Origin of the sequence: Glycomyces dulcitolivorans (assembly GCF_003265355.1) — a bacterium.
GTDB lineage: Bacteria > Actinomycetota > Actinomycetes > Mycobacteriales > Micromonosporaceae > Glycomyces > Glycomyces dulcitolivorans.
This window is the reverse complement of the sequence record NZ_QFRW01000023.1, coordinates 1-13,169: the sequence shown is the minus strand read 5'-3', so window position 1 is coordinate 13,169 and position 13,169 is coordinate 1. Positions and strand designations below refer to the sequence as shown.

Annotated in this window: 11 protein-coding genes and 1 pseudogene; 6 read left to right on the top strand and 6 right to left on the bottom strand. The window is 72.9% G+C overall.

Features of this window, described 5'->3' with window-relative positions; translation table 11 throughout:
• Positions 1-520: HEAT repeat domain-containing protein (locus tag DI269_RS00720; RefSeq protein ID WP_112133247.1), on the bottom strand; the 520-nt coding region annotated here is incomplete at its 3' end.
• A gap of 140 nt (positions 521-660) precedes the next feature.
• On the opposite strand from DI269_RS00720, the gene DI269_RS00715 reads away from it, so the two are divergent.
• Positions 661-2,421: a hypothetical protein gene (locus DI269_RS00715; RefSeq protein ID WP_112133246.1), complete on the top strand. Its 1,761-nt coding sequence runs from the start codon at positions 661-663 to the stop codon at positions 2,419-2,421.
• Here the strand turns inward: DI269_RS00715 and DI269_RS00710 are convergent.
• A complete protein-coding gene (locus DI269_RS00710; protein ID WP_112133248.1) occupies positions 2,418-3,290 on the bottom strand; it encodes an alpha/beta fold hydrolase in 873 nt (290 codons plus the stop codon). The two genes, DI269_RS00715 and DI269_RS00710, sit on opposite strands and share 4 nt — an antisense overlap.
• Before the next feature lie 93 nt (positions 3,291-3,383).
• Between DI269_RS00710 and DI269_RS00705 the strand changes: the two genes are divergently transcribed.
• A complete protein-coding gene (locus DI269_RS00705; protein ID WP_112133245.1) occupies positions 3,384-5,330 on the top strand; it encodes a BTAD domain-containing putative transcriptional regulator in 1,947 nt (648 codons plus the stop codon).
• Positions 5,331-5,485: 155 nt separating this feature from the next.
• Positions 5,486-6,982, top strand: coding sequence for an Hsp70 family protein (locus DI269_RS00700; protein ID WP_112133244.1), 1,497 nt, complete (start codon positions 5,486-5,488; stop codon positions 6,980-6,982).
• A 10-nt stretch (positions 6,983-6,992) separates the two neighbouring features.
• Here the strand turns inward: DI269_RS00700 and DI269_RS00695 are convergent, their stop codons facing one another.
• Positions 6,993-7,679, bottom strand: coding sequence for an SDR family NAD(P)-dependent oxidoreductase (locus DI269_RS00695; protein ID WP_112133243.1), 687 nt, complete (start codon positions 7,677-7,679; stop codon positions 6,993-6,995).
• Between the two features lie 139 nt (positions 7,680-7,818).
• Between DI269_RS00695 and DI269_RS00690 the strand changes: the two genes are divergently transcribed.
• Positions 7,819-8,691, top strand: a complete 873-nt coding sequence (locus DI269_RS00690; protein WP_112133242.1) for a helix-turn-helix domain-containing protein — start codon at positions 7,819-7,821, stop codon at positions 8,689-8,691.
• On the opposite strand, the pseudogene DI269_RS27960 reads toward DI269_RS00690, so the two are convergent.
• Positions 8,682-9,494, bottom strand: a pseudogene (locus DI269_RS27960) (LysR family transcriptional regulator); the annotation flags it as partial. The gene DI269_RS00690 and the pseudogene DI269_RS27960 sit on opposite strands and share 10 nt — an antisense overlap.
• Positions 9,495-9,615: 121 nt before the next feature.
• Here DI269_RS27960 and DI269_RS00680 point away from each other — a divergent pair.
• Positions 9,616-11,010: an MFS transporter gene (locus tag DI269_RS00680; RefSeq protein ID WP_198667012.1), complete on the top strand. Its 1,395-nt coding sequence runs from the start codon at positions 9,616-9,618 to the stop codon at positions 11,008-11,010.
• A gap of 48 nt (positions 11,011-11,058) precedes the next feature.
• On the opposite strand, the gene DI269_RS00675 is transcribed toward DI269_RS00680, so the two are convergent.
• Positions 11,059-11,691, bottom strand: coding sequence for a TetR/AcrR family transcriptional regulator C-terminal domain-containing protein (locus DI269_RS00675; protein ID WP_112133240.1), 633 nt, complete (start codon positions 11,689-11,691; stop codon positions 11,059-11,061).
• A 134-nt stretch (positions 11,692-11,825) separates the two neighbouring features.
• On the opposite strand from DI269_RS00675, the gene DI269_RS00670 reads away from it, so the two are divergent.
• On the top strand, positions 11,826-12,617 hold the full coding sequence (locus DI269_RS00670) for an SDR family NAD(P)-dependent oxidoreductase (protein WP_112133239.1): 792 nt from the start codon (positions 11,826-11,828) through the stop codon (positions 12,615-12,617).
• On the opposite strand, the gene DI269_RS00665 is transcribed toward DI269_RS00670, so the two are convergent.
• The coding region (locus DI269_RS00665) for an SDR family oxidoreductase (protein WP_112133238.1) at positions 12,618-13,169 on the bottom strand (552 nt) is incomplete at its 5' end.

Genomic DNA, 13,169 nt, shown 5'->3' with positions numbered 1-13,169 from the left:
CCAGGACCGGCTCGGCGGCCGGGCCGAGGGCGACGAGGGCGCGGCTGAGGCTGACCTGCACTTCGCGCTCGCCGCGGCCGAGCTGCGCGGCCAGTTCGGCCGCGAGTTCGGGCTCGTGCCCGTCGGGGACGAGGACGACGGCGGCGCGCCACGCGGCCCGGGCGACCTCGTCGTTCGGGTCGCGCAGGAGCGCCTGCGTGACGGCGTGCCACGTGTCGGGGTCGCCGATCTTCGAGAGCGTGTGCAGGGCCTGGCTGCGGGCCTGGGCGTTCGCCGAGTGCAGCTCGTCGAGGAGCTTCGGGACGGTGGCCGCGGCGGGGAACCTGGTGAGCGCCCACGTGAGCATGTCGCGCACGTAGAAGTCCGGTTCGGTCCCGCAGCTGTCGATGAGCGCGTCGACCACGGCCGGGTCGGGGTCGGTCCCGGCGGCGAGCGCGGCCTTGAGGCGCGTGGACGCCTCGCGGGCGCCCAGCGCGGCGGTCAGGGCCGTGGCCTGCGGGTTCGTGTGTGCCGTGTTCATGTAAAGCACCTCCGGGACCAAGGAAACACCTTGTCACTGTGTCAATGTCAAGCGTTCGGCGAAACGGGTCCGTTTTCGGCCCTCGCGCGAGTGGAGTATGTTCTGCGAATGATGTTCGACGAAACGAGTACCTCAGGTTCATGACGCGGTCCGGCGAGCGCAGTGCGCTCGACCCCGATCCCGTCCCCGTCCATCACCGCCTGCGCGAGCTGCTCGCGAGGCATCCCGAGGGTCCGCTCCCGAAGGCGGAAATCGTAGCGATCCGGAAGTCGCTCAGTCCCCCACCGCAGGTTCGATCGGCGCAACCGCCGTCGGACTTCGAATCCCGCAAGCAGGCCCGCCGCGCCGCATCGGCACGACTCGCGGCGATCATCAACGGCACCAACCTGAACGCACCGAGCGGCCTGCGCGATCTCGGCGACCGGCTCCGCGCCGCACCGGGTGACTGCGGTCGGCGCTTCCTCTTTCCCGACGATCTTCACCTCTCGCACAGTGCCGCCTCCGCGATCGCATCCCACCTGCTGCGAACTGGAACGACCGGCATCGAATTGACGGTGGGGCTGAATCTCGCCTCGGATGCGGGTGCGGAGGTGGACGCCGTCATCCTTCGCGAAGTGGCGCTCCTCGGCCGCTCGTACGCCTTCGGCGCTGTGGCGGCGCTTAGCCGGGCCGCCGGGGCGGCGCAGGACTTGTATTGGGTACTGCGACGTATACCCGATCCGGAGCGCCAGATGATCGCCTCGGAGTTCGGTAGTCTCCCGCAGGAGGCGGTCGGCGAACTGCTGGAGACGCTCGCCACCGCTGAGGCCGTATCAATGGTCCTGGCACTGGCCGATCTGCGGCCGGTCCCCGAGTTGCTCCGCGACAACGCCCGGATCCGAGAGCTGCTGACCGCGGTGTCCGCTGACCCGGGGCTGCTCGCTCCCGGGCCATCGGGTCGGGTCGGCCTGGTCCGGCTGTGGGACGAAGTCCGATACGGCGGTTGCGCGCTGTTGGGCTTCGCTCCCGGTGAGCGCGCAGCGGTCGCCGGGGGGTTCTGTGCGGCGCTGGCCGATCCGGGCGTGCTCGCGGAAGTCGAACGCGCGCTGGAGAAACGGCCTGCTGACTCCGAGCTGATCTGGCTACGGCAGCAGGTCGAAGAGGCCCGCACCGGGCGGCCCGCCTTCTCCCCTGGGCTCGCGCTCCAGGTCTGGGTGCCGCCACCGAGTACACACCGCGAACCGGAGCTCCACGTCGTGGTCGACGGCGAACCGCTCGCGACGAGCTGGTTCGGGCGCGGGCACCCGCATCCGCCCGAGAACGTCCTGGATCGCGGCCCCGGTCTGCGAGGTGCGGCGGAGCCCATAGATATCCGCCTTTCGGAGGCGGACTGCGTCGAGGAGTGCTGCGGCGCCTTCCGCGCGCACATCTACCGCGATGAGTCGGCCGGGACCGTGGTGTGGGAGGTCAGGGACACCGAGAGGCCGAGCCAGACCCGGCGGTTCTCGTTCGATTCCGAGGACTACGACGCCGAGCTCGACCGCGCCATCGCCGACCGGACCTGGACATGGCCGGCCCGGCGGGCCGCGCGGCTCCTCCGCGAACGCCTTCAGGCCGAACCGGAGCTGTTGGGGCGCTGGAAGTGCCGGCGCGGCTGGATCAACTCGTCCAACCGCGACCGCGGCGTCCTGGAGTTCACGTTCACCTACCCCGAAGAGGATCTGAAGCCCGAGCGTCCCTGGCTCCAGTTCAAGCGCCTCATCGAAATCCCCGATGCCTTCGAGGTAGATGACCGAGCCGTGGCGGCGACCGTCAATGGCTTCATTGCGATGCTCCGCACGACCGACCCGAAGACGGTCTCGACCGTCGTAGGCGGGTCCCGTAAATCCGCCGAGGAGCTCGGATTCCCCTGGCCCGGTTAGCGAGCCAACAGCGCGCGAAGGGCCCCGGCGATCTCCGCCGGGGCCTCTTCGGCCATGAAGTGGCCGGCGGCCGTCAGGCGGTGGTCGAGGTCGGGGGCCCAGGCTCCCCAGAGGGCGGCGGCGTCGTAGCCGAGGGCCGCGCCCCAGTCCTGCTGGACGACCGTGATCGGCATCGTGAACTTCGATCCGGCGGCGAGGTCGGTGCGGTCGTGGTCGATGTCGATGCCAGAGGACGCGCGGAAGTCGGCGACGATCGAGGGGACCGCCGCGGCCGAGGCGCGCAGGTATTCGGCGCGGACCTCGGGACCGATCGCGGACGGGTCGCGGGTCCAGACGTCGAGGAAGTGGCCGAAGAAGGCGTCCGGGGCGGCCGCGATCAGCTGCTCGGGCAGGCCGGGCGGCTGGGCCATGAGGTACAGGTGGAAGGCCACGGCCGCGCTCGCGCCGTGGAGGACGTCCCACATGTCCAGGGTCGGGACGACGTCGAGCATTGCCAGGTGCGAGACGGCGTCGGGGTGGTCGAGCCCGGCCCGGAACGCCACGAGGGCGCCGCGGTCGTGTCCGGCCAGCGCGAACCGGTCGTGGCCGAGGGCGCGGGCGAGGGCCACGGTGTCGGCGGCCATGGTGCGCTTGGAGTACGTGTCGGGGCCCTGCTCGGCGGGCTTGTCGCTGGCGCCGTATCCGCGCAGGTCGGGGCAGATGACGGTGTGGTCGGCGGCGAGGTCGGCCGCGACGTGGCGCCACATGAGGTGGGTCTGCGGGAAGCCGTGCAGGAGCACGACCGGGGCGCCGGTGCCGCCGACGGCGGCGTTGAGCGAGACGCCTGGGGCGACCTGGATGCGGTGGGTGTCGAAGCCGGGAATCGGCATGGTGTTCTCCTTCTCGTTCGGTGCGGATCGAGCGTCTCCGGCGCCGATGAGCATCCGATGAGCGGTAGTTTGAGGCGTCGAAGGGGAGGCGCGGTGCAGGTGGGTTTCGGGGTGCTCGGGCCGGTCGCGGCCTGGGACGGCGAGGGCCGGGCGCTGGCGTTGAAGGGGGCGCGGCACCGGTCGGTGCTGGCGCGGCTGGTCGCGGCCCAGGGCAAGGCGGTGTCGGTCGAGCGGCTGGTGGAGGACTTGTGGGAGGTGCCGCCGGACGGGGCGGTGAGCGCGGTGCGGACGTTCGTCGCGGCACTGCGCCGGGCGGTCGAGCCGGATCGGGCGCCGCGGACGCCGGCGCGGGTGCTGGTGACGGAGGGGCGCGGGTACGCGCTGCGGGCTCCGGTGGAGGCGGTGGACGCTTGGCGGTTCGAGGCTGCGGTCGCTGAGGCTTCGGATGGGTTGCCGCGCAAGGTGTTCGACACGCTCGATGCGGCGCTGGGGTGGTGGCGGGGCGGGGCGTATGCGGGTCTGGACGAGCGGCCGTGGGTGCTCGCCGAGCGGCGCCGCCTCGAAGAGCTGCGGCTGGACGCGGTCGAGCGGCGGGCCGGGGCGCTGGTGGCGCTGGGCCGGACGGGTGAGGCGGTCGCCGCGCTCGATGCGCATGTGGACGGTCACCCGTGGCGGGAGGAGGGCTGGCGGCTGCTCGCGCTGGCGCTGTATCGGAGTGGTCGGCAGGCGGAGGCGCTGGCGGTGGTGCGCCGCGGGACCGGGATGTTGCGGGAGCAGCTGGGGCTCGATCCCGGTGCGCGCCTTCAGGAGCTGGAGACGGAACTGCTGCGTGGGACCGTGGACGAGGGGCGCGGGGCGCCCGAGGCGGTGTGGGCGCAGGCGGCGTCGTCGCTCGACGGGTCGGTGGGGCCGCGGGCGATGCTGGATTCGACGGTGGGTCTGCTGCGGCACCTGGCGGTGACGGGCCCGGGCGGTCTGGAGGCGGCCGGGGCGCGGCGGATCGAGGCGATCGAAGCGGCTGAGCAGCTGGGCGATCCGGTACTGACTGCGCGGGTGATCGGGGCCTATGACGTCCCGGCGGTGTGGACGCGGTCGGACGATCCGGCCCGGGCGGCGCGGATCGTCGCGGCCGCCGAGCGCACGCTGACCGCGTTGGGGCCCAAGGCATCGGCCGGGACGCGGGCGCGGTTGCTGGCGACGGTCGCGGTGGAGTCGCGCGGGATCGGCGGGGCTCGGGCACTGGCGGCGGCCCGCGAGGGCGAGCGGCTGGCACGGGATCTCGGTGACCCGGCGCTGCTGGCGTTCACGCTCAACGGGGTGTTCATGCAGTCCTGCCACCGCGCGGGCCTCGCGCCCGCGCGGGACGTGATCGGCGCGGAGCTGACGGGCCTCGCGGAGCGCCATGACCTGGCCTCCTATGAGGTACTGGGGCGGCTCATCCGGATGCAGGCGCGGGGCGCGCTCGGCGACTTCGCGGCCGCCGACGAGCACGCGGCGGCGGCCGAGGCCCTGGCCGAGCGCCATGAGCGGCCGCTCGCGCGGGTGTTCACCGCCTGGTACGCGGCGATGCGAGCCACCGCGACCGGTGGCCTGGACGAGGCGGAGGCGGCCTATCGGGTCGCGGCCGAACGGCTCGCGGGGGCGGGGATGCCCGGGGTCGAGCGCGGGCTGGAGCCGTTGGCGCTCCTGTGCAAGCGAATCCACTATGGCCTGTCGATCGAGGTCGACGAGCGGGCCGACTGGGGCCCGTACCGTCCCTGGGTGGCGCCGCTGCTGGCGCTGGCGCGCGGTGACCGCGACGGGGCGGCCGCGGCCCTCGACACCGTGCCCGCGCCACCGCCGGACCACATGCTGGAGGCACTGTGGACGGTGGCGGCCCGGGCGGCGATCGGGGTGCGGCACCGATCGTTCCTCGAACGGGCTTCGGCCGCACTCGGACCGGCCGCCGGGGAGCTCGTGGGGGCCGGTTCGGGGATGCTCACCGCGGGCCCGGTGGCCCGCCACCTCGCCGATATCGAGGCGGCATTGGCCGATTCGTGACCCCATTTCGGCCATAACTCGACCCTCACCACAATGGATCGAATTCGAACCGCGAATCGTACCGTCCGGTAGCACTTCGACCTTGAGATCACAAGTCGCACTGTTCGCGTGAGAACTATTGAATCCCTTCGTATTCACGCAATAGACTCGCGGACATGCATCCCTCCCAGCGAGCGGTCGCCGTCGGCGTCGACCTCGGCTCGGCGACCACGACCGTCTCCACGCGTCGTGAGGGCGCCGAGGCGCCACGGGACGTGCACCAGCGCCCGACCGCCCCCGAGAACCCGCTCCCCCAGGTGATCCCGGAGGACGCGCCCGCCCTCATCGGCCTCGCCGTGCCCGCCACCTGGAGCACGACCCGGCGCCGCGCTCACGCCGAGGCCGCCGCGAACGCGGGCTTCGAGGCCGCGTTCCTGGTGTCCGAGCCCGAGGCCGCCGCCCGGCACTTCGCCGCCGTCCAAGGGCGGCGCCTCGAAGCCGGTGCGCCCCTGGTGGTCTGCAACCTCGGCGCGGCCTCCTGCCATGTGGCCGTAGTGCGCCGCGAAGGCGAGCGGTACCAGATCGAGGCGGCCCGAACCGCCGACGACATCGGCGGCCGGGCCTTCGACCAGCTGTTGCTCGACCACCTCGCCGAGCGGCTGCGCCGCTCGGACCCCGAATACCTTGCGCGCGTGCAGAACCCGGGCGAGACGGCGCTGCGCGCGGGCGTCCTGGACGAGGTGCGGCGCGCCCGTGAGCGCCTGTCGGACCATCCGTCGGCGACCGTGGGGTTCCCCGGGCTCGACCGGGAGCTGCGCCTGACCCGCGAGGACGCCGACCAGTGCCTCACCCCGGCGGCGCTGCGGACGGTGAGCCTCATCGAGGAGGCCATGCGCGACGCCGACATCGAGGCCGACCAGATCGCGGCGCTCCTGCTGGTCGGCGGGGCGAGCCGCACGCCGCTCATCGCCGACGTCGTCGGCCACCACTTCGGCGTCGCGCCCGTGCTGCCCGACCTGCCGGACCTGGTCATCGCCGAGGGTGCGGCGCTCGCGGGCCTGGCGCGCATCGGCACCGACGAGGACGCCGACCGGCCTGTCGTCGCGCCGCTCATCCGGATGCGGACGAGCCCCGAAGTGCTCGTGACGCTGCTGGTCGTCGTCCTCGCCGTCATGTCCTTCGCCGGCGTCGCCCTCCTCAACCGCGGCGGCCCGGACGCCCAGGAGCTCGACGCCGCCACCGAGACGCCGCTGCCGAGCGCGTCCGGGGAGGACGAGTCGGCCGAGGCCACTTCTCAAGGCGCCGAACCGGAGTCGAACTACGATCCGGCACCGACGACGCCCGCGCCGACCGAATCGGAGGAGCCGAGCGACAGCGCCTCCCCCACGCCCGAGTCGACGACCGAACCGACCACGGCGGCGCCGACCCAGTCGGCCACGCCCGTCGCCCAGGTCATGGTCCCCGACGTCCTCGGCGAGGTCCTCGACGAGGCCGAGCGGCTCCTCGCCGAAGCCGGTTTCACCAACGTGACCAGCGTCGGCGAGCACCAGAACAACAGCGAGAAGTCCCCCAAGTGCGAGGTCACCGTCCAGACCCCGGACGCCGGCACCGCCCGCGCCCCCGACGAGCCGATCACCCTCACGTACGTCTACACGGGCAACGACTCCTGCTGACCGGCCGCGCTCACCAGGGCAGCGGGCCGTTCTCGTCCTGGAAGGTCCCGGTGGGGCCGTCGGGGCCGAGGGTCGCCAGGCGCACGACGAGGCGGGCGCTCTCCGAAGGTGCTTGTCCCCCAGGGAAGTCCGCGGTCATGTCGGTGGCGGTGAAGCCGGGTTCGAGGGCGTTGAACCTGATGCCCGGGTGGGCTTTGGCGTACTGGACGGTGAGCATGGTGGCCGCGGCCTTGGACGCGGAGTAGAGGAGGGTCGGCAGGCCGAACTCCGGGCGTTCGGGATTGGTGACGGCCCAGAACGAGCCGGCGCTGCTGGAGACGGTGACCACGTTCGGGTCGGTCGACTTGCGCAGCAAGGGGAGCGCGGCCTCGGTGACGCGGACGATGCCGACCGCGTTGGTGTCGAAGACGTGCAGTGCGGCGGGGCCGTCGACGGCGCCGAGGCCGAGGACGCCGGCGTTGTTGACGAGGATGTCGAGCCGGTCCACCTCGGCGGCGATCGCCGCGAGCGCGGCGGTGACGGAGTCGTCGTCGGTGACGTCGAGGCGCACGAAGCGCGCGCCGAGGTCGGCGGCGGCCTTCGCGCCCCGTTCGGGGTCGCGGGCGCCGATGTAGACGGTGTGGCCCAGTGAGAGCAGCTGCCGTGCGGTCTCGTGGCCGATGCCCTTGTTGGCCCCGGTGATCAGTGCAATGCCCATGGCGTTCCTTCCGTGTCGTCCGCCTCGTGGCGGCCCGTTCGGATGCTAGGCGCGGCCGGGGCCGTGACCTGGGGTCCTGTCGTGCCGGGGCTGCGGGAGGACCCCCTCTGTCCGCCGCGGGGCGACCTAGGCTTGGACGATGAGCGAGAAGGCGAACACCCTCGGCGCGTTCCTGAAGGCGCGGCGCGAGCTCGTGACGCCCGAGCAGGCGGGCATCCCCGACATCGGGGTGCGGCGCGTGGCGGGGCTGCGGCGCGAGGAGGTCGCGATGCTGGCGGGGATCAGCTTCGACTACTACCTGCGGCTGGAGCGGGGACGGGACCGGAACCCGTCGGTGCAGGTCCTGGAGGCGATCGCGCGGGTGCTGCGGCTCGACGAGGACCACACGGCGCACCTGCTGACGCTCGCCGCCGAGCCGCGGCGGCAGCGGCGAAGGCCGCGCAAGGAGACCGTGCCGGACGGGGCGCTGAAGCTGCTGGAGTCGCTCGCGCAGCCGGTGTACGTCGAGGGCCGGTACTTCGACATCCTCGCGTCCAATCCCCTTGCGCGGGCGCTCGATCCGCGGCTCGCGGTCGGCGGGAACCAGTTGCGGGACCTGTTCCTGGACCCGGCCGAGCAGGCGCTGTACCCGGAGTGGGAGAACTACACCGAGTGCTTCATCGCGAACCTGCGGCAGTCGGTGGGCACCGACATCGACGACCCGCGGTTCATCGAGCTGACCGGCGAGCTGTCACTGGCGAGCGACCGGTTCCGGCGGCTGTGGGCCCGGCACGAGGTGCGCGGGCAGCGCGGCGGGCCGCTGCGGATCGCCCACCCGCAGGTCGGCGAGCTGGTGCTCAACCGGGAGCGGCTGGCGATCGGCGGCGCCGAGGGCCTGCACCTGGTCGTCTATCACCCCGACGCCGGGACCAGCGACGCCGAGCGGCTGGCGCTGCTCGCGTCGGCGGCGACGAGTCCGGCGAAGGCGTCGACGGCGGCGGTGCTCTCGCCTGCGCGCCAGACGAGTCCGTAGCGGACCGGTTCGGCGTCGAGGATCGGGAGATGGACGACGCCGGGCCGGGCGTGGTAGGTCGCGGTGTGCGCGGCGGTGAGCATGGCGCCCTTGCCGGCCGCGACGAGCATCAGCGCTTCTTGGAGGCTGGTGACGACGGGACCGGCGGGGATCGGGCGGCCCGACGGCGTCAGGCGCGGGGTCTGGAGGGTGCGCCGGTAGTCGGGGACGTCGCCGTCGGTCTCGATCAAGTGGACGTCGGCGAGGTCCTCCATCGTGAGCCAAGGGCGCGCGGCGAAGGGGTGGTCGGCGGCGACGGCGACCATGCGGCCCTCGGTGAGGAGCGTGGGGCCCTTGGCGAGGTCGTCCTCGCGGACGGGCAGCTCCATGAGCAGGACGTCGTAGTAGCGGTCGCGCAGCTGCGCGAACGGGTCGGTGAAGGACATCTCGCAGATCTCGACGGCCAGTTCGGGGTGGTCGGCGCGGAGCGCGTCGACGGCGCGCATGGCGGTCTCGCCGGTGAGCGGCGCGGAGAAGCCGACGCGGAGGGTCCCGCCGAAGCCGCGGGCGGCCGCGGCGGTGCGGGCGAGGGCCTGCTCGATGGCGCGGTGGTGCGGCTCGACGTCCTCGCGGAAGCGCGCGCCGAGGTCGGTGAGGACGACGGTGCGGCTGGTGCGCTCGAACAGCGGCGCGCCCAGGCGGCGTTCGAGCCGCTGGATCAGCTGGCTGACCCGGGCGCGCGAGAGGCGCATGCGGGCGGCGGTGCGCCCGAAGTGCAGCTCGTCGGCCAGGATCAGGAAGCATTCCAGTTCGTCGCGTTCCATGGCGTCCTCCGTATCGGTAAGCCTGACTGAACGAACGTTGCCGCCTTCGCCGTTGTTCCCTCGGGCTTCCGGGCCGACGATTGCACGGCCACAGCAATCGACGTTCATCAAGGAGAAACCCGTGAAAGCCCGTGAATGGGGTGTGCTGCTCGTCCTTTCAGGAGCGATCTTCCTGGAGGGCATCGACATCGCCATGCTCAACATCGCCCTGCCCTCGATCCGCACCGACCTCGGCCTCTCGACCGGGTCGCTCCAGTGGGTGGTGAGCGCCTACGTCCTCGGCTACGGCGGCTTCATGCTGCTGGGCGGCCGCGCCGCCGACATCCTGGGGCGCCGCCGGGTGTTCCTGGCCGCGCTCGCGGTGTTCCTGCTGTTCTCCGGGCTCGGCGGGCTCGCCGAGAACGGCGCGGTGCTCATCGCCGCCAGGTTCGTCACCGGCCTCGCCGCCGCGTTCATGGCCCCCGCCGGCCTGTCGATCATCACCACCGGGTTCGAGGAGGGCCCCAAGCGCGACCGGGCCCTGATGATCTACGGCGCCATCGGCGCCGGGGGCTTCACCCTCGGCATGGTCATCGGCGGCCTGCTCACCGCCCTCGACTGGCGCTGGGTGTTCTTCATGCCCGTGGGCCTGTCGCTGGTCCTGCTCGTCGCCGCGACCGCGCTCATCCCGAAGACGCCGAACCCCGACCGCCGCGGCCAGCGCTTCGACCTGTTCGGCGGGCTCACCATCACCGCGGCGGTGGTGCTGCTGGTCCTCGGCGTCGAACGCGCGGCCCACGTCGGTCCTCTCTGGACGATCGGCCTGATCGCGGCGGGTCTCGCGCTCGTCGGGGTGTTCGTCGCGGTGGAGCGGCGCACCGCCGCGCCGCTGGTGCGGCTGGGGATCTTCCGGTCGGCTTCTCTGGTGCGCGCCAACGTGATCGGGATGCTGTTCATGGCCGGGTTCTTCGGCTTCCAGTTCCTGGTGGTCCTGTACTTGCAGGAGCTGCGCGGCTGGTCCACAGTCGAAGCGAGTCTCGCGATGCTGGTGATCGGCATCGACGTCGCCCTGGCCCCGACGGTGACGCCGAGGCTGGTGCGCCGTTTCGGGAACGCCCCGGTCCTGCTGGCCGGGCTCGTCTTCGCCGCGCTCGCGTTCGGGTTGTTCCTGACGGCCGGGACGGGGACGTCCTATGTGGCGATGCTGCCGAGCCTGGTGTCCATGGGGCTGGCGTTCACCCTCGCGTACGGGCCGCTGACCATCATCGCCACCAACGGGATCGACGAGGAGGAGCAGGGGCTCGCGGGCGGGCTGCTGTACACCTCGTTCCAGTTCGGCGCGGCGATCGGCCTCGCGGGGGTGGCGGCGGTGAACGTCGCGGCCACCGCTTCGGCAGAGTCGCAGGCCCTGCTCGACGGGTACCGGGCGGCGATGCTGGTGCCGCTCGCGGCGGCGGTCGTCGCGGTCGCGGTGGGGGCGTTCAACATTCGGCGCAGGCAGGTGACGGCGCCGGAGCCGGAGCTCGTAGGAGTCTGAGATCGAGACGGAGTGCCGGGTCGCGGAGGCGGCCCGGCACCGCCGTGTTCAGGCCCCGTAGACGTGCAGGAACGTGTCGACCGCCGCGGCGGCGACCTCGCGCATCTCCTTGGACGGGAGGCGGCGCGTGCCCCAGCGGGCGCGGGCTTCGAGGGGGCCGGTGAGCAGGGCGGTGAGCTGCTCGACGGCGGCGTCGGGGTCGGTCAGGCGCAGCCGCCCGGCGAGCGCGAGGCGGGCGAGGCGGTCGGCGAGGGCGCGCTGGACGCGTTCGGCGGCGCCGACCTGGACGATCTCCAGGAGGTCGGGCAGGAGCGCGTGTTCGGCGTAGAGGAGGCGGCGCAGGGCCCAGGAGTCCTCGTCGCAGTGGCACTGGACGAGGCGCAGGCCGACGTCTTCGAGGACGGGCCGCAGGTCGCCGCCGGTGTCGACGAGGCGTTCGACGGCGGCGAGGTTCTTGGCGGTGGCCCGCTCGGCGCTGGCGGCGACGGCCTCGCGCAGGAGGGTCTCCTTGTCGCCGAAGTGGTTGTAGACGGTGGCCTTGGCGACCCCGGCGGCCGCGGCGACCTCGTCGACGCCCGTCTGGGCGTACCCGCGGGCCGCGAACTCGGTGAAGGCCGCCGCGAGGATCGCCTGCCGCTTGTCCATGCGGCCCCGCGGAGCCGTCGTCGTTGCCGCACCCATCGGGCCAGCGTAGCCGAGCCGGACGCGTTCTGGACTCACGGGTCTGGTTTCACGGCCCCGCGGGTATGCAATACTTCCGAGGTCATGTTTTTAGACTCGTGAGTCTAGATTTCTGAGATCGCAAGGAGCGCAGCGTGAAGACCATCGTCATCACCGGAGGCACCGACGGCATCGGCGCCGCCCTCGCCCGGCACCGGCTCGCCCTCGGCGACCGCGTCGTCGTGATCGGACGCGACGCGGCCAAGGGCGAGGCGCTCGGGGCGGAGATCATCGCGGCGGACCTGAGCCTGGTCGCCGAGCAGCGGCGGGTGGTCGACCTGCTCGCGTCCCAGTACGAGGCGATCGACGCGCTCGTGCTGTGCGCCAGGTACTTCCGTTCGCACCGGCACCTGACGCCCGACGGCTTCGAGGCGTGCTTCGCGCTCGAATACCTGAGCCGGTTCCAGTTGAGCCACGGGCTGCTCGACCGCCTGGAGGCGGCCGCGGCCCCGGTGGTCCTGAACGTCTCCGGGCCCGGCGCGGCGAAGCCCGAGATCCGTTGGGGCGACCTGGGATTCCGGCGCGGCTACTCGGGGATGGAGGCCCAGTTCCACGCCGGGCGGGCCAACGACCTCCTCGGACTCGGCTTCGCCGCCGAGCACCCGAAGGCCCGGACCCGGTACGTCATGGTCAACCCCGGCGGCGTCGCCTCCAGCTTCGCGGGCGAGTACGACCCGCAGACGGCGGCGATGGTCGAGCAGATGAAGCGCACCGCCCGCCCCGTCGACGCGGCCGCCCCGCCCTTGTCCGCGTTCATCGACAAGCCTCCCGCGAAGCCGTTGAGCGCGTTCGTGATCGACCGGCCCGTCTCGCCGCGGACCACGCCGGACGACGACGCGGCGGCCGAGCGCCTCCAGCGGCTGACGCTGGAGGCGCTCGGCCGCTGATCACGCGGTGAGGAGGGCGCCGCCGTCCGACTCGATGACGGTGCCCGTGAGGTTCGGGTTGACCGCCAGCAGGACCACGGCCTCGGCGACGTCGGCCGCGGAGGCGATCCGCTTGACCGGCAGGGCGGCCGCGGCCTGGGCGAACAGCCCGGCCTTGGCCTCGGCGCCGATCGCGTCCCACCAGGGGGTGTCGACGTAGCCGGGCGAGACCGCGTTGACGCGGACCGGCGCCAGCTCGGCGGCGAGCGGGCGCACGAGTCCCTCGACGGCGGCGTTGAGCGAGGCGAGCCCGGCCGTCCCGGGCATCGCCGCGCGGGCGGTGACGGCCCCGACCAGGGTGATCGAGGCGGCCGGGGCGAGGTGCGGGAGCGCGGCCCGGATGGCGGTGACCGTGGGCCAGTACTTCTCCTCGAAGGCCTGGCGCAGGTCGTCGATCGGCAGCTCGCCGAGCGGGCCGCCGCCGCGGTTGCCCGAGAGGGTCAGGACGAGGCGGTCGACCGGGCCGATGCCCGCCGCCAGCGCGGCGACCGCGTCGGCGTCGGCGGCGTCGAG

What these genes read in the sequence shown, in the direction of transcription:
- DI269_RS00715 (WP_112133246.1), top strand. Translation starts at nt 661, where the DNA reads ATGACGCGGTCCGGCGAGCGCAGTGCGCTCGACCCCGATCCCGTCCCC.
- DI269_RS00710 (WP_112133248.1), bottom strand. Translation starts at nt 3,290, where the DNA reads ATGCCGATTCCCGGCTTCGACACCCACCGCATCCAGGTCGCCCCAGGC.
- DI269_RS00700 (WP_112133244.1), top strand. Translation starts at nt 5,486, where the DNA reads ATGCATCCCTCCCAGCGAGCGGTCGCCGTCGGCGTCGACCTCGGCTCG.
- DI269_RS00695 (WP_112133243.1), bottom strand. Translation starts at nt 7,679, where the DNA reads ATGGGCATTGCACTGATCACCGGGGCCAACAAGGGCATCGGCCACGAG.
- DI269_RS00690 (WP_112133242.1), top strand. Translation starts at nt 7,819, where the DNA reads ATGAGCGAGAAGGCGAACACCCTCGGCGCGTTCCTGAAGGCGCGGCGC.
- DI269_RS00675 (WP_112133240.1), bottom strand. Translation starts at nt 11,691, where the DNA reads ATGGGTGCGGCAACGACGACGGCTCCGCGGGGCCGCATGGACAAGCGG.